The sequence below is a fragment of the Vibrio sp. 10N.222.49.C12 genome (assembly GCF_041475025.1).
In the GTDB taxonomy this organism is placed as follows: domain Bacteria; phylum Pseudomonadota; class Gammaproteobacteria; order Enterobacterales; family Vibrionaceae; genus Vibrio; species Vibrio crassostreae_C.
Map to the genome: position 1 here is coordinate 18,735 of NZ_JBFRVF010000011.1, position 15,625 is coordinate 34,359.

12 protein-coding genes and 1 riboswitch are annotated in these 15,625 nt (G+C 44.0%); of the genes, 3 read left to right on the forward strand and 9 right to left on the reverse strand.

Annotation, left to right across the window (positions count from 1 at the left end):
• Positions 1-205: 205 nt before the first annotated feature.
• Positions 206-1,678 carry a carboxypeptidase M32 gene (locus AB4583_RS03570; RefSeq protein WP_017066275.1) on the reverse strand — a complete coding sequence of 491 codons (1,473 nt, stop codon included), beginning with the start codon at positions 1,676-1,678 and terminating at the stop codon, positions 206-208.
• A 296-nt stretch (positions 1,679-1,974) separates the two neighbouring features.
• Between AB4583_RS03570 and AB4583_RS03575 the strand changes: the two genes are divergently transcribed.
• Entirely contained in the window at positions 1,975-2,610 is a 636-nt protein-coding gene (locus AB4583_RS03575) for a LysE family translocator (protein WP_017058961.1), read from the forward strand.
• Positions 2,611-2,711: 101 nt separating this feature from the next.
• Here AB4583_RS03575 and AB4583_RS03580 read toward each other — a convergent pair whose 3' ends face one another.
• The 4 genes from AB4583_RS03580 to AB4583_RS03595 form a co-directional block, all read right to left on the reverse strand.
• Positions 2,712-4,187 (reverse strand): aerolysin family beta-barrel pore-forming toxin, encoded by a 1,476-nt coding sequence (locus AB4583_RS03580; protein ID WP_372116463.1) that lies wholly within the window; start codon positions 4,185-4,187, stop codon positions 2,712-2,714.
• A gap of 560 nt (positions 4,188-4,747) precedes the next feature.
• On the reverse strand, positions 4,748-5,209 hold the full coding sequence (locus AB4583_RS03585) for a hypothetical protein (protein WP_017059728.1): 462 nt from the start codon (positions 5,207-5,209) through the stop codon (positions 4,748-4,750).
• Positions 5,206-6,018, reverse strand: a complete 813-nt coding sequence (locus AB4583_RS03590; RefSeq protein WP_372116464.1) for a transcriptional regulator — start codon at positions 6,016-6,018, stop codon at positions 5,206-5,208. Before AB4583_RS03590 ends, AB4583_RS03585 begins: the two co-directional genes overlap by 4 nt.
• 384 nt (positions 6,019-6,402) lie before the next feature.
• Entirely contained in the window at positions 6,403-7,773 is a 1,371-nt protein-coding gene (locus AB4583_RS03595; protein ID WP_372116466.1) for an alanine/glycine:cation symporter family protein, read from the reverse strand.
• Between the two features lie 128 nt (positions 7,774-7,901).
• A riboswitch (glycine riboswitch) is annotated at positions 7,902-8,021 on the reverse strand.
• 609 nt (positions 8,022-8,630) lie between these two features.
• On the opposite strand from AB4583_RS03595, the gene AB4583_RS03600 reads away from it, so the two are divergent.
• Both AB4583_RS03600 and AB4583_RS03605 read left to right on the forward strand, forming a co-directional pair.
• Positions 8,631-9,365: a chromosome segregation ATPase gene (locus AB4583_RS03600; protein ID WP_017059725.1), complete on the forward strand. Its 735-nt coding sequence runs from the start codon at positions 8,631-8,633 to the stop codon at positions 9,363-9,365.
• A 322-nt stretch (positions 9,366-9,687) separates the two neighbouring features.
• Positions 9,688-9,915: a hypothetical protein gene (locus AB4583_RS03605; protein ID WP_065584878.1), complete on the forward strand. Its 228-nt coding sequence runs from the start codon at positions 9,688-9,690 to the stop codon at positions 9,913-9,915.
• Positions 9,916-10,041: 126 nt separating this feature from the next.
• Here the strand turns inward: AB4583_RS03605 and AB4583_RS03610 are convergent, their stop codons facing one another.
• The 4 genes from AB4583_RS03610 to AB4583_RS03625 all read right to left on the reverse strand — a co-directional run bounded on the left by AB4583_RS03610 (position 10,042) and on the right by AB4583_RS03625 (position 15,624).
• Positions 10,042-11,583, reverse strand: a complete 1,542-nt coding sequence (locus AB4583_RS03610) for a sodium:alanine symporter family protein (protein WP_017059723.1) — start codon at positions 11,581-11,583, stop codon at positions 10,042-10,044.
• Positions 11,584-12,153: 570 nt separating this feature from the next.
• Entirely contained in the window at positions 12,154-13,326 is a 1,173-nt protein-coding gene (locus AB4583_RS03615; protein WP_372051453.1) for an ABC transporter permease, read from the reverse strand.
• Positions 13,323-14,642: an ABC transporter permease gene (locus AB4583_RS03620; protein ID WP_372116469.1), complete on the reverse strand. Its 1,320-nt coding sequence runs from the start codon at positions 14,640-14,642 to the stop codon at positions 13,323-13,325. The genes AB4583_RS03615 and AB4583_RS03620 overlap by 4 nt, the downstream gene beginning before the upstream one ends.
• A gap of 7 nt (positions 14,643-14,649) precedes the next feature.
• Positions 14,650-15,624: an HlyD family secretion protein gene (locus AB4583_RS03625; RefSeq protein ID WP_017070946.1), complete on the reverse strand. Its 975-nt coding sequence runs from the start codon at positions 15,622-15,624 to the stop codon at positions 14,650-14,652.
• Between the last annotated feature and the right edge of the window lies 1 nt (position 15,625).

Below are 15,625 nucleotides of genomic sequence, written 5' to 3' on the forward strand. Positions count from 1 at the left end.
AAACGCAACTCGGAAATGTCCAGAACCTTCACAGATGGCACTTCGTAACTCAGAAGTGCCCCTTTTCTAGTTAGAACCAAAGCTACCCTTCAGCCATAATTGTGACTTTTGACTTACAATACTTGTAATATGCTTTTTTCAGCTTGGTTCTACTTACACAGCAAGCTCTGCAAGTAGAAACCTTCAATGTAGTTGGACGTTTTATCTACAGATAACGACTTCTCAAATGGTCTTTGAAGTATTGCGCATTCAAGGTTTCGCCCGTTGCACCTTTCACCAAGTCATCAGTGGTCAGCAGGCTGCCTTTGCTCCAAATGTTTGATTCTAACCAAGTGAAGATAGGGGATAGGTCACCGCTTTCAATCACAGAGTTTATATCTACCGTTTTCTTCATTGAAGCCATGAACTGCGCCGCGTACATCGCACCTAATGTGTACGATGGGAAGTAACCAAATGCGCCGTCTGTCCAGTGGATGTCTTGCATACAGCCGTTAGTGAAGTTGCCTTGAGTGCTTAAACCAAGGTAAGACTGCATCTTGGTATTCCATAACTCTGGCACGTCAGTGTGTTTGATCTTGCCGTTGATCAAGTCACGCTCAATCTCGTAACGCAGGATAACGTGTGCAGGGTAGGTCAGTTCATCGGCATCAACACGGATGAAGTCTTTCTTCACGCGCGTGTAGATCTTCTGGAAGTTTTCTTTCTCAAATTCTGAGCCTGAGAATTGCTGACCAGCCAAGTTCGCTAAGTGTCCAATGAACGGGTCGCTGCGGCCGACTTGCATCTCGAAGAATAAAGATTGAGATTCATGAATGCCCATAGAACGAGCTTCCCCCGCTGGTTGTCCTGCTAGGTGTTTTGGTAAGCCTTGTTCGTAACGTGCGTGGCCTGTTTCATGCACAATACCCATTAAGCTTTGAACGAATTCCGCTTCGTCATAGCGTGTTGTGATACGCACGTCTGAAGGCACGCCGCCACAGAATGGGTGAACACTTTCATCCAATCGGCCGTGTTCAAAATCGAACTGAAGCAGCTTCATGACTTCTAAACCCAGTGCTTTCTGTTTCTCGGTCGAATAGATACCTGATGGTGCGTTAAATTGCTCGCTCGATTGTTTTTCGATCACTTCATCAATTAAACCTGGAAGCCAAGTTTTAACGTCTGCAAATAGGGTATCAAGTGAAGTAGAGCTGGTGCCCGGTTCATAAATATCCAGCATCGCATCATAAGGCGTTAGATTGGCTGCGTCTGCGCGAATCTGCGCTTCTTCACGAGAAAGCTCAACCACTTCACGCCAGTTCTTTTCGAATCCAACCCAGTCGTTGTTACCGCGTTGGCTACGCCACGCATGTTCACATTTTGAACCCGATAGAGATTTCGCTTCAACCAGTTTTTCTGGAAGTAGGTTTGCTTGTTGCCACTGGCGTTTTATTTCACGAAGTGACGATTGTTGCTCAGTGTTCAGCGCTTCATTTTCAGCGTCTGCAATCCAATCGCCAAGCTGTGGTTGAGTCATTAAGCCGTGAATATGAACAGAAAGCTCGGCCATCGCTTCACTACGAGCTTGGTTACCACCTGCTGGCATCATTGAAGCTTGGTCCCAACCACAAATAGAAGCTAGGTGTTGAAAGCGTGAACATTTTTGAGAGTGTTCGACTAGTTTTTTGAATGCGCTCATTTGACTACTCTTAATTTGGTTTCTTTAAATGATCCTTAGGGCTGCGTCAGCGTTAAGGTTCATCTCGTGTACTTTGATTATGGCTTTGCTTTTTAATGACGCCGACCTTCGCAGTCGAAGATATAGCGAGAAAAGCATGAGGCGGTACGATGCCTTGAATTTACTATTTCTTAACAAATCAAACTGTTCTATTGTGCACAAAATCAGTGAGTTGTATAGCTGGTGGCAATTGTTGCTTGCGAATTGTTCAGATACACGGTATTGATGATAGATCGCTGAACAAAAATGACAATGATATGGATATTTTGAACTTTGAGGCATTTCTAATTGCCATCACTATTTTAACGCTAACGCCGGGCTTAGATACGGCTTTGGTGATTCGCAATACTAGCCGCTCTGGCTTAGCTGACGGTTGTATGACGAGCTTTGGTATTTGTAGCGGCTTGTATGTACACGCGTTTTTCTCTGCTGTGGGTATATCTGCAATCCTCGCCCAATCCGCTGAACTCTTTCAAGCCGTTAAGATGGTAGGTGCGGTTTACCTCATCTGGCTTGGCTTAAGCAGTTTGCGAGCATTGATGAAAAACGGTGGCGGTTTGAAGGTCGGAGAACAAGCTCAGCAGGCATACAGTGCAAAGCGTTCTTTGCGTGAAGGCTTTCTGTCTAACGTTCTTAACCCAAAAACAGCAGTTTTCTATCTGGCCTTTTTACCTCAATTTGTAAACCCTGAAGGTTCGCCTTTATTACAATCTATGTTGATGGCTTCGGTACACTTTATGATTGCGATGGTATGGCAATGTGGTTTGGCTGGCGCTCTTAATTCCGCTAAAAACTTGCTCAAAAACGCGAGTTTTATGAAGTGGATGGAAGGCGTGACGGGCATGGTGCTGGTTGGGCTGGGTGTTAAGCTTCTGATGGAAGAGCCTGTGTAGTTTACCGTTTCCAGTTGAACATGAATATATGAAAGCCCACGACGTGGGCTTTGTGCTTTATTACTGGTAGATCTTTGTACCGATCTTATTCAACAGCGCAGTTATTCAACGACGCTAATGTTCATCTCTGCACCTTCGAAACCTAAGTCACTCAACTCATCAGCATTGAAGTTGGTGGTAACTTCGATGTCGCCAATGCGTTCACTGGTTTCATTAGCCGAATCAACGCTTCTTTTGCTGCGTAGATTGTTAGTGATTGGTGTCGCTTGGCCAATTTCGATAGTACCTGCAAATTGAGATTCAGCGTAGAAATCTCCAGACACGTAAGAGTGGAAGGGGCGTAAGCTTCCGCCAGTCGCGTATTGCATGCTTGATAAGCCAGCTTCTTTAATCGCCCAGCCCCAATCCCACCATTTAGTTTCACCTGGGATGTAACGGTGATCCCATTGGTAGCGAATGTCGGCAGATTCACTGCTGCCACGGCCCATGGTGAAGGTATGAGCCTTGTATGGACGGTTATCTGGATGGGTATGCCATGCGTTGCCACCCCAACGAAGGAAGCCGTTGAATTCAACATCGTAACTAATATCTGCGTTGAATCGGTATGGGTAAGAGATGCTTGAACGATACAGCTCAACTCGAATCGGTAGCTCCGAATTCGCAGGAACCATAGGACGAGCTTGAAGTGTTACTTGTTCGCTAGTGGAGTTGCCATTTGTTTCAGCGAAGCTTTGGTTAGCCTCGAACTTAACGGTGAGCTTAGTTTCGCCAACCAAAGGCCACTTGAAGGTGTTCTCTGTTTGAACGCTCTGTGAGAATCCGTAGCTGTTCGTTTTCGACCAGTTTGTTGATTCGTCTACTTTTAGGTCTACCACCACTTGTTGCGCGATGTTGCTGTTGTTTCTTGCCGTCGCGTAAACCGTTTTCACTAGTTCACGATCCGACTCGACAACATCACCATGCCAAAAGTTGTCGTCGTTAACGGTGTAGGCAAAATTGTCGACGGTGATTTTGGTTTTTTCATCACAGCGATAGCCGCTACAAGAGCCATTGTTATTTCCTTGTATTACCCAACTGTTGCCAGAGCGCTTTATCGTCATGTCTTCGCCCACGTACTGACTGTTATTACCGCCAACCCAAGCGTAACCTAGGTTGTGGGCTAAGTAGCTTAATGGGCGTACAAAGTCGTTACGGTTGTTCACTAATTCATACTGAACATCGATTTCGCTGCCTTCCTGAACCGATTTGGCGGAATAGTTAGGGATTTCAGATTGGTCGTTGTTTGGGTAACAGAACGTTGACCCACTGCTTGATTGCTTAATTTCGCCATGATAACCCGGCCCCATGATTACCCAGTTTCCTTTTAACCCGGTGATCTGCCAAGTGCCCATGCGAGCGACCAAAGTACTCTTCTGCTCTTCTGCTTCATAACGGTCTATAGGACGATAACCAGAGCGATAGACATCTTCACCAAGTTGGTCAAACACTATTTGGTCTGGGTAAATCTTCGCATTTACACCGGTTGATAGAACAGACAACACTGCGGTTGCTAAGAGACTTCTGTTTACTGTGATCATTAACAATTCCCTCATTTGTAATTTTTCTATTTTGATAATGTTTTGTGTGCCGTGCAGTTAACAAGACAAGTTCACTTTTTCATGTTGATAAATAGATAGATACTGAAAAGGGTTGAATTAAATTACCCAGTTAATTCAATAGCTTGTATTGTCATTTGTGTTTTTACGGTGAAAGAGTATGCAACTGAACGTAAATTGTTTGATGGGGCTCAAACCGTTTTTAGAAAAATGAAGGCCCATTATTCGGGCTTAGACGTCAAAATTATTTGACGTTATTTTTGGCTTTTGTATGAATGGTTAATTAGAAGAACAGGTATAACCATTCACAATACTCGTAGTTTTAAGGTGGGCAGGTAGTGAGTGACAAAGAGTAAAAATCTAACTTGAATATTTTGCTTTGCTATCGGTTTTAAAATGCAAACACTTAAAGTAAGGAAGACTGTAATAATTGTATTACTGATAAAATAATGAAAATAACCATCCGTTTTTTATGTGTAATATCGGAAAAGCTTGCTACTTGATAATAGGGCACTTGTTGCTAGTGGTTAAACTATCTCTAATTATCGTTTGGCCAGAAGTTGCGTTCGGCCTGTATTACACGTTTTAATGATGGCAAATAAATCATTCGAACTTAAGATATCAATCTTTACCGTTAATGGGTCATTGTTGATTAACAGGTAAGGCGCCAATCGGCTGTCATTCATTGTTTTATTTATTTTTTGCACAGAGACTAAGTCAATGGTGCCAGAAATAGAAAAGAAAAGTGATTGAGAAGGACGGGCTGTTCCTCTGAATCGCAGAACAAGTGGGTCGGGCATGTTGTCGTCTTGAACGGACATCAGGTGCAGCACCTTGTTGTTACTTATTTTCGTTAATCCGTCGGTACGTAATACATTGTCATTCACTATCAGGTCCACCACGCTATGTTGGTAGCGATGCTCTTCTTTTGGTTGGGGCGAAGGGATACTCCATATGCCAACCAATAAAACGAATGCAGAAATGAGCGCAACGATTGGCATCATAATTGACCTCTTTCTAGGAATAGGGCCAGTTCGGTACTGGCTTGATCTAGTTGGGTTGGCGTGTAAAAGATGTTGACGGACTGGCGTGTGGCTTTGTTCAGAATAGAGAGCTCAGAATATTCCGCTTCTTCGCTAATGTACGCCACGCAATCACATTGATACTGATAGAGAATGCTTTCTAGCTCTGGCGTCATCGCCATTTCAGGGGCTTGGAAAACTTGTATTTGACCTATCCATTGCTCGCTGAGCCGGTTAACGGGGTTGATATCGCTGAGGTTTCTCTCATTAACCTTAGCAAAAGCCAATAACGCTGATGCCAACAGTAAGCAGCCAGTGGTGAAGCAGCACAACTTGTTTCGGTTTTCAGCAGTGGGAAAGTAAGCCGACGAACTTTGTTTAGGGTTAGGCTTAGGTTCGACTGCAACAGCTGCACCGATAGCAATACCATTATTGCCTACAGGTATTAGGTTGCTCGCAGCAGCAAGGGGAGTTGTGGCTGCATTATTGACGGGCGAGTCGATTACCACGCACTCATCGATAAGGCGATAGCCCACCTTAGGAACGGTGACGATTGGGGTTTCTTTGATGCCTAATCTAACGAACCCTTGGCGCAGTAAACTTATACTTTTCGCTAGTGACGTATCCCCTATGAACTCGTTTCCCCAAGCGAAGCTAATAATATCTTGTTTGTTAACAATATCGGGTGAGTTTTTATGTAATAACTCCAGGACCCGAGTTTCACGGTATCCTACTTTAATAGAACGTTCATCGTTATAAATACGGTTTTTAATCGGGTCGAATCTGATCATATAGCCAACGTTTTATTTTTATTATAATTCTCTCTACAATGTAGATGACTATAAACTGACTAATATATGAATTAAAGTCACATGTTTTATTCTTCTGGTTTTTTGTGTCGTTGAAACGAAAAGAAATTTAATATGTTTGTTACAAAACGCCTGACACCTACGCACAATCTGTTAAATATAAGTAATATCTAATTAAGTGTTGGTTTTATTAGTGTTCTTTTTAGTAGTCTTCTATCTTCTTTATTAAATCGCATAGTGGTCGATTTAATATTCTTGTTATTTATAAGGGCATATGTGCTGCATAATAATTTAAGACGTTTCGCTATGTGATGAAAATAAAAAAGCCCGCAGTTGAATGCGGGCTTGGTATTCAATCACTTCAGTTTACGCTTTAACTGCTTCACAATCATTTGAAGACGTCAACGGTTTGAAGAATAGCTTGGTTTCTTCGATAACAACGTGGCGCAGCAAGATAAGCCCGATTAGGTTCGGAATTGCCATTAGGCCGTTCACGATATCAGCCATTATCCAGATCATGTCGAGCTTTAAGAATGCACCAGAAGCCACCAACGCAATGAAGATGATCTTGTAAGGCAATACAGCTTTGGTACCTAGCAAGAACACAACACAGCGCTCACCGTAGTAGTTCCAACCTAAAATTGTTGTAAACGCAAAGAAGATTAAGCCAACAGAAACCAACATAGGGCCAAGGGTATCTGCATTCAGACCAACAGCGAATGCGTGAGTGGTCATCGCAGCGCCTGAAAGATCCGTCTGCCAAGCACCCGTTAAGATAAGCGCCAAGCCTGTCATCGTACAGATGATGATGGTGTCAAAGAAGGTACCTGTCATAGAGACAAGTCCTTGTTTCACACATGAGTCTGTTTTAGCCGCTGCTGCAGCCATTGGTGCACTACCTAGGCCAGATTCGTTCGAGAACACACCACGAGCGATACCGGATTGGATAGCAAGCATGATGCTCGCACCAAAGAAACCACCGGTTGCTGCTGTGTTGGTAAACGCAGAAGTTACAACAAGGGTAATGGCATTCAGTAGTTGGTCTGCATTCGAAATGAGAACGCTTAAACACGCGCCGACGTACATCACCGCCATAGTAGGAACAACTTTACCTGCTACTTTAGCGATAGATTGGATACCACCAAGGGTTACCACCGCCACTAATATCGTGAGAACAACCGCTGACATCTCACGAGAAGCACCAAATGAGATTTGAGTTGCGTCTAAGATAGCGTTGACTTGTGGGAAGGTACCGATACCGAAGCAAGCAACACCGAGCGCGAAGACAGCGAACATGACCGCCAAGATTCGTGAGCCGACACCGTATTGCAGGTAGTACATTGGGCCGCCAACCATTTCGCCATTGCTATCGGTTCTGCGGTATTTAACGGCAAGTAGACATTCTGCGTATTTGGTCGCCATACCAAATACAGCGGCAAGCCACATCCAGAATAGGGCACCAGGGCCACCAATCTTGATTGCGGTCGCTACACCCACGATGTTACCTGTACCAATGGTTGCTGAAAGTGCAGTACACAAAGCGGCGAAACTCGATACGTCACCCGTACCAGATTTGTCTTTGCTGAACACCATTTTCAGTGCAGTTGGGAGGTGTCTAAACTGGAGTAAGCCTAAGCGAAAAGTAAAGTAGATACCTGTACCCACTAGCAGAATAAGCAGTGGTGGTCCCCAAACGAATTGGTTGATGGTTTGTAGTGTAGCTTGTAGGTGGTTCATAGATTCCCCTTAATAAATTAAAAATTTAAGGAGAAGAGGGAAGGCAGTGCAGATCTCAGGGATCGGGGGCACTACTTAATACATACGGATTTCTAGATAGAATTCTTGTGTTAATTAAGGCTGTTGCTTTCCACTCCTCTGTCCTTTTGCCTGAGAGTTTCACTTAGCGAATCACTTATAGATAAGTAACGGGCACTAAGCTTGCTCCTTCGGCGACCGATCTAACGGTTCTCTCCAGAGGTTCCTCCAACGACAGTCCTCACTTTTCTGGATTTCTCCAGCATAAAGCACCTGAAAGATTTACTTCTTCGGCGGGTCAATCTAACTAAATGTTAATGTTTAGTTAAAAACCACTCTCCTGCAGTCTTCATCGGAACAATTACCTAAATAATTAGGTAATCTGTAGGCGTATCCTAGATCATATAAAATGTGATGTCAGCTACAAAATATCTGTTTGCACAAATGTTGTTCAACTAAATGATCAAACAACGAGCCTCTGACGTAACTTACTTATTTAAATGGTATAAAATAGAGAAACAAGGAGGAGTTATGACTCGACTAATAGCGATTGTTTTTTTATTGGCTTTGGCATTTGTACTATTTCGTTACCGGACAAACGAAAAACTGCAAAAATGGGTAGTGATAGTTATCGTTAGCAGTTTCCTTTTGTATACTGCCAGCTTGATGATTTCGGAGTTAACTCGTTAAGCCTGCCTGTAAACAGGTGGGATGAATGTGTTAGTAAAGCTTAAGTGCTTCTGGCTTGAGCGATAGGTTTAACTGAGCCTTCACAATCAGTATTGGCATTCGTGTCAGTGACCGCGTAACGTTAAATAAATTTTTGGGAGTACCCGCTAGTGAACCAGCAATCTGGACAAAGCGAACAAGATGAAGTGGTTGTTATAGAAGAACGCGATAAACGCAGTCAGCTCTATATCGGCATTGCTGCGGTTATAGGTTTAGCACTGGGTGGCTTAATTGGTTCTACAGTTACGGCTTCTAAGTGGGAGTCCACTTATCAGGTACTCGAAACTCGTTATCAAGAACTGCATGACAGCAGAGCACAGTTGATGACATCCGTTGAAACTAAAGTGGCAAAAGTTGATACCGAAATCGATGCGAAAGTAGAAGCCGCTCTAGTGAAACAAACGGAAGAGCATCAAAAAGAGCTCCAGGAATTAGCGAAGCAGTCTTCGGTTTTAGAGAAGGCGAACTACTCGTTAGAGCAACAGCTAAATGAACAGAAGCAAACGTTAGAGCAAACTCAGCAAGACAACCAGAAACTTAATCGTCAGGCTGACATGCAATCGACTTTGTTTGAGCGTGCGCGTGAAGTTTTCCGAAAAGAATTACAGATTTCTCAAGAACTTGAAAAACTTGAGAAAGAAAGAGATCAACTCGAGCAGAATCTTGGTTCTCTTAAGAAAGCGTGTGATGTTTACTTAGATGGCACATCATGGGATGCGAAATCTGACGCGTGTGAGAAGCAAGATAACGCTAACTCTCGACTGAGCGATATCAGACAAATGATTGAAGTCCACACCATGGATCTCAAGCAGATCAAAACGCTCACTGAAGAGATGGGTTTATAAGCCGAAGGCTTTACCAACCTAACGTTAGTTTTGCATTAAATATTGAAACGCCCACATCACACACGTGATGTGGGCGTTTTGCGTTTGTCGAGAGCATAGATCCGGTGCTTTCTCATTATTGATTATTTGCGTGTTTTCATTGTTTGCTTAGATATTTGTGAATAGTTACGTATATCCACAATGATATGTTACTTGTTGTCTATTAAATGACTTTGCATACATATTTTCAGCTCAGAGTCGCTGCATAATAGTGTTGTTCAGGATGAACACGCAGTCGATTGCTAGCTCGCATTTGGCTGCTTTGACGACAAGGGATGGAGTGATGCCAGAGTATCTTTGTGAGAACTGCACCATAGCTTATTGTTTCGATGATTGTCGCTCGCCATTAGCGCAAAAAGAGATGATCAAAGTAGAAGAGTTGGTTCGTCGTGTCGATGTTGAACACGATGATGAACAGAGTGAAAAGGGTGAAAAGAGTGAGCAGGGCATTGAAGGTAGTTATTCGCCTAATCGTTCAGACATAAAAAATCCCCACAAGCCAAGCTGGTAGGGATTTTGGATAAGTTGCAGTCCTGTTCTCGCTTTCTCAAGCAAAGGGTCTTACAAAAATTTTTAGAACAGTTTCGTTTCTTAGAATGCAGTTAGCTACTAGAGCAAAACCTCATTCCACTAAACGTTATTTCTCATACGTTTTGATTTCGCCTGATTTCACACGAGCAACAAACGATTGCAGTTCTTTCTTCACAACTGGCATCAAGAAGTACAGACCAAGAATGTTGAAGATAGACATCGCAAAGATAGCCGCATCAGAGAAGTCGATTACCGCACCAAATTGAATCGTGGCACCAATAACAACAAACACACAGAACATCACTTTGAAAATCAGCTCCGTTGTTTTGCCTTCACCAAATAGGTAAGTCCAAGCTTTAAGACCGTAGTACGACCAAGAGATCATGGTAGAAAACGCAAACATGATTACTGCGAGAGCGAGTGTGTATTTGAATACTTCTGCCGTTTCAGTAAACGATGCAGCAGTCAGCGTTACACCCGTTAAACCAGAGCCATCGAATGGACCTACGTTTAAACCAGCGATAGTGATAACCAATGCGGTCATTGTACAAATGATTACCGTATCAACGAACGGTTCTAATAGTGATACTAGACCTTCGGTGATTGGTTCTTTTGTTTTAACCGCTGAGTGAGCGATAGCTGCTGAACCTACACCTGCTTCGTTCGAGAATGTTGCACGTTTCAAGCCTTGAATTAGCGCACCAATAAATCCACCAACAACACCTTCACCAGTAAATGCACCTGTAAAGATTGCGCTGAACGCAGGGCCAACTTGATCAAGGTTAGAACCGATAACAATCAGAGCCATACCGATATACAGAGCAGCCATCCAAGGAACAACTTTTTCTGTTACCGATGCGATAGAAGGCATACCACCAACAATCACAGAGAAAACTAAAGAGGCAAGTACAAGGCCAGTGATCACACCGTATTCACTTGGTACATCAAATGCGTAAGTTAACATGGCGTGTGCTTGGTTAGCTTGGAACATGTTACCGCCGCCTAATGCGCCTAAAATACACATTAATGCGAAACCAATAGCGAGCACTTTACCTAGTCCGCCTAAACCTCTTTCACCCAGACCTTGGCTTAGGTAGTACATTGGACCGCCCGAAACAACACCTGAAGGTAGGATAGTTCGGTATTTCACACCTAAAGTACACTCACAGAACTTAGAAGCCATACCCAGAAGGCCACACAAGATCATCCAGAATGTCGCGCCAGGACCACCAATCGCAAGTGCAGCACCTACACCGGCAATGTTACCAAGCCCGACAGTACCAGAAAGCGCCGTTGTTAACGCTTGAAAGTGAGAAACCTCGCCGTCCTCTTTAGAGTTAGGATCGGTATACTTACCTTTGATAATGTCTATCGCCATGCCGACACGTTTAAATTGAACAAAGCCAAAATAAACAGTGAAGATGATCGCAGCGAGCAACAGCCAGCCAACAATCACTGGGAAGTTAGCTTCACCAATCGGTACACTTTTAAATATCAGCCCAACGAACCAACCTGTGTATTCGTTGAAAAAACCATCAACACTTTGACTTAAGTTGCTGATAGCTTGGTTAAATGATCCTTCTTCTGCAAATGCACTGGAACTAAACAATAATATAAACCCAAAAAATAATTCACGTATGTTTTTCATGGTTTTCCCTGTCTTTTTAATAAATTATGTTTGTTGCTGTTGTGTTTGTTTTCTATTTGATTTGTATATTTCAGCGGTATATCTACTTCATTCGACGGCAACATAAACGGCTGTAGCTAGGTCGAAAAACGAAATAAATATAAGTACTGATCTTGCTTTATATGGATATCCTTTTGGTATGTGCACCAATAAGACTATGGTATTCGGACTACCAAGTCCTACTGACAATCCTATACATAAAAATAATGCCAACAAAGAAATTTTTACAATAAATTTACAGTTGTTCGGGTTTTGTCATCATTTGGGAATAAGTCGATGCTTTTTATGCTGAGAAAAGCATATGCAGTAGCTGCTATAGAGTCGGGTGAAGGAGAATTCAGAGTGATGGGCTGTAGGGGCATAGGGGGGACATAGAGGGAACGTAGGAGAGTTCGAGTATTCGATATGTTTTCGAGGTGTTTAAACATACGAAGGCTAAAGGTGTGTTCGGATCTGAGGATATTAAAAAAGCCCTTTATCAGAGCTTTTTGATGAGCGGAAAGCATGACTACTTTCCGCTAGAACATAAAACTAAACGGCCCGATGACTATTGCTATTGCCAACTGTGCCTTTACTGGATTTGTGGTAGAGCTTAAGTGCCAATAATGAACCCCACAGCAAAACTTGTCCCCAGAGTAATGTCCATTGAGATGCCACCTCTTGCCAAGATGCACCCATCTGATCAAGTGCTAAGAAACCTTGGATAGCCGGTGTGCTTGGGAACAGCTGTGATAATAGAACTAACCATTCGGGCATCATTTCAACTGGCCAGATAAAACCTGAAGAGAAGATCAGTGGCATTGAACTGATTAACACTACTACCGTGACGAGTTCTCTTCGTGGCACTAACTCACCAATAAAAATCCCGATCAAACAACTGGCCAGTAAGAAGGGCAGAAGTAAGGTTAAGATCTGTGTTGTTGAGGCGAGCTGGTTTATCCCATACATCGAAAAGCTAGCGCCGAAATAGTACATCGACAACAGGTAATAAATGCCGACTAAGGTACAACAGCGGGCAAGCATCAATTTCGCTGGAGAGGTCTTACTCCAGTAGCCAAATGTCGATTGAGCATTTTGGGTTGCACCCACTAAACCAGAAGCCATGGCTAAGGTTTGTTGCAGGATCAACACAAAGACGGCTGGAACTACGTAATCGATGTATCCCATGCGACTATTAAACGTTGGTTTCAGGTTCAAGCTGAATGCACTGTAGCCTTTGGCTGCCGATTCTAAAGGCACACCTTCGACTAACAAATGGCTGACCTTAACTTGCGCAGCTAACGTACCACCGGCCTTGGCAAGCCCTTCAACAATGGTTCCGTAGACCAAAAAGTAAGAAGCATCACCAGCGTAAGAAAGTGTCGGGCTCTTACCGAGCAACAAGTCTTTATAGAAATCTTCTGGAATGACAAGGAATCCGCCAATCTCTTGGTTAAGCACGGCTTGTTTCGCATCGGCGATGGTGGAGTCTCGACGGACCAATTCGATCTGAGAGGTGGCATCCACCATACGCTCTAATTGATAGCTGCTTTGACTCTTATCCAAGTTCACAACCGAAGCTTTCAGTTGTTGAGGAACTTGGTTCGCGTAAGGCAATGGATACAAGAAGGAATAGAACACCACACCACCAAATACCGTAAGAAGCACGACAGGGTTGCGCAATACCGCTAAGAGTTCTTGCTTGAGCAGTTGAGTAAAGCTCATCGTTTTACTCCTTGTTGTGCTGATGCTTCTGGCGGTGTTGACGGCGTTGTTTTTGCAGATAGACCTGCTTTTGCTGATAGACCTGCTTGTGTAGATGGATCTGCTTGTGCAGTTAGAGTTGATTGCGCCAAGTGTTTCTTAATTAGCAACATTACCACGAAAGCAGGAACTGCGTACCACAACATAGAAGAGAGGCTGATCAAAGACTGTGCTGCGCTCACACCATAACTAGACTGCGCCGTTTGTACTTCGATGTAATGACTCACGGGCAATAAGCTTCTCCAAATTTGAGCAGCTGTATTCATGTCTGTTACTGGAAAGGTAATACCCATGAACGCAAAACTTGGTGCCGTAAACGCGCCAGCGAAACTCATCGCCCTTGCAGGATCAAGTGTTAAGAAGAAAAACAAACAACCCATGATGATACAACTAATCACGGTAAGCAGTTGGGCAATGGTCAATGCCACAAAGTTGCCGTTAAATGGCCAGTCTAAGAGCACATAGAACCAATAGCTAAACGCGATACCAAACATCAAAAACAAGACAAGGTAGGGCGTTAATGTTGATGCGAGCGACTTCATAGGGGCGTTGGATAACCAAGCATGAAGGCCGCGAGCTCTAACGTTTGCCGTCAAAACCAATATCGTGCCCACCACAATCATGATCTGCCACAGTGCAGGAATAACTGCAGACACCAAGAACTGAGCATAACTGGTGTTCTTGTTGAACAGTGGCGTGATTTGGCTTTGCACTGTTACTGCTTGGCCTAATGCGGATAGCACCGTGGTATCACCGTGTGACAGCTGTTTCACGACTTCAAGTTGCGCGTTAAAAGTCCCTTGAGCCTGCAGCAACGCAGAGTTCACCAGCTTGCCGATTAAGATAAATTGGCTGTTATAGAATACAGACACTTGCGGATTCAAGCCGAGCAGAAGGTCTCGGTCGAAGTGCCTTGGTATCACAACATAACCATAGATATCTCGTTCGATCATCGCTTTCGCCGCATCACTCGCAGAGCTGTATTTCTGAGTGACTTGCAGCGTTGGTGACGCATCAACAAGGCGTGTGAACTGTTGCGAGATTTGACTGTGCTCAAGGTCAACAACTGCAACCGGTAAGTCACGAGCGATCCCTTGCGAAAAAATCAGCCAGATACTGGCAGCAAGCAGCAAAGGGATCCAAGTTAGGCAAGACAACAACCATTTGTCTTTGCGGACAATCGCCCACTGCCTAAGCAAGGTATTCTTCGTTCTATGATGCTCAGTTGATTGCGAGACTCTAGATTGCGATCCAGTATGTTGAGAGTTAGCAGACATAAGTCACCTAAAGCTCAACCACTAGGCTCATGCCCATACGCAGTGTTTCGCTCGTATCGACGGGGTGCGCTTCTACTTCAAAAGTACGTAAGTCAAAGCCTTGTGCTGCGTCTGTTGAGCGCCAAGTTGCGAAATCACCCATTACGGCGATGTGAGTTACTTGGAAAGTTAATGATTTATCCAGAGCCGGTAGGTAAGCCTCAAACTGGCTGCCTTTCTCGAAATGCTTAAGCATATCTTCACGCACATTGAGTACGGCCCAAGCATCCTTGGTGTCGATAACAGTCACAACAGGGAAGCCTTGTGGTGCGAGTTCACCGCTGCTTAATAGAACCTGAGAGACTTCGCCATTAAACCAACTGTGGATCTGTGTGTCTTTTGCGTAAGCTTCAACTTCCGCTACCGCACCCGCTGCCATTAACGCTTTTTGAGCGGCGGCCACTTTGGTTTCGTCACGAGCACCTTCTTGCGCTAATTGATACATTTGGAACGCAGCGCTTTCGGTGTACTTCGCCGCTTGCCACTGTGTTTTGGCTTCATCACGCTTCTGTTCGGCAACCACACCATCGTTGTAAAGGTTGTTTACACGTTGGTAGGTTTTGTCCATCAGGTCGGCAGCTGCTTTGGCTTTTAACCACTGGTCTTTAGCGGCTTGGATCTGTTGAGTACGCGCGCCATTCTCTGCTTCTTGTGCTAATGCACCAGCGGCTTTCTGACCAGCTTTTGCTTGCTCTAGCTTCGCATCAATCTCAGGGCTTAGTAGAGAGAAGATCAATTCGCCTTTTTCAACCGAATCGCCTTTGCGCACGAATATTTCATCAATTCTGCCAGGTACTTTCGATGAGATGCTGTATTGCTGCACATCGATTTGACCTTGAAGCTTAACCGGCTGAGGTTGATAAGCTTGATAGAAACTGTATCCGACCCAGCCAATAACGCCGATACCAACTAAAGATAGAAGAAGGGGCTTAATAGGTTTCATG

Excerpts from the sequence above, each read along its gene's own strand:
- AB4583_RS03570 (WP_017066275.1), bottom strand. The coding sequence starts at position 1,678 with ATGAGCGCATTCAAAAAACTAGTCGAACACTCTCAAAAATGTTCACGC.
- AB4583_RS03575 (WP_017058961.1), top strand. The coding sequence starts at position 1,975 with ATGGATATTTTGAACTTTGAGGCATTTCTAATTGCCATCACTATTTTA.
- AB4583_RS03580 (WP_372116463.1), bottom strand. The coding sequence starts at position 4,187 with ATGATCACAGTAAACAGAAGTCTCTTAGCAACCGCAGTGTTGTCTGTT.
- AB4583_RS03585 (WP_017059728.1), bottom strand. The coding sequence starts at position 5,209 with ATGATGCCAATCGTTGCGCTCATTTCTGCATTCGTTTTATTGGTTGGC.
- AB4583_RS03590 (WP_372116464.1), bottom strand. The coding sequence starts at position 6,018 with ATGATCAGATTCGACCCGATTAAAAACCGTATTTATAACGATGAACGT.
- AB4583_RS03595 (WP_372116466.1), bottom strand. The coding sequence starts at position 7,773 with ATGAACCACCTACAAGCTACACTACAAACCATCAACCAATTCGTTTGG.
- AB4583_RS03605 (WP_065584878.1), top strand. The coding sequence starts at position 9,688 with ATGCCAGAGTATCTTTGTGAGAACTGCACCATAGCTTATTGTTTCGAT.
- AB4583_RS03610 (WP_017059723.1), bottom strand. The coding sequence starts at position 11,583 with ATGAAAAACATACGTGAATTATTTTTTGGGTTTATATTATTGTTTAGT.
- AB4583_RS03615 (WP_372051453.1), bottom strand. The coding sequence starts at position 13,326 with ATGAGCTTTACTCAACTGCTCAAGCAAGAACTCTTAGCGGTATTGCGC.
- AB4583_RS03620 (WP_372116469.1), bottom strand. The coding sequence starts at position 14,642 with ATGTCTGCTAACTCTCAACATACTGGATCGCAATCTAGAGTCTCGCAA.
- AB4583_RS03625 (WP_017070946.1), bottom strand. The coding sequence starts at position 15,624 with ATGAAACCTATTAAGCCCCTTCTTCTATCTTTAGTTGGTATCGGCGTT.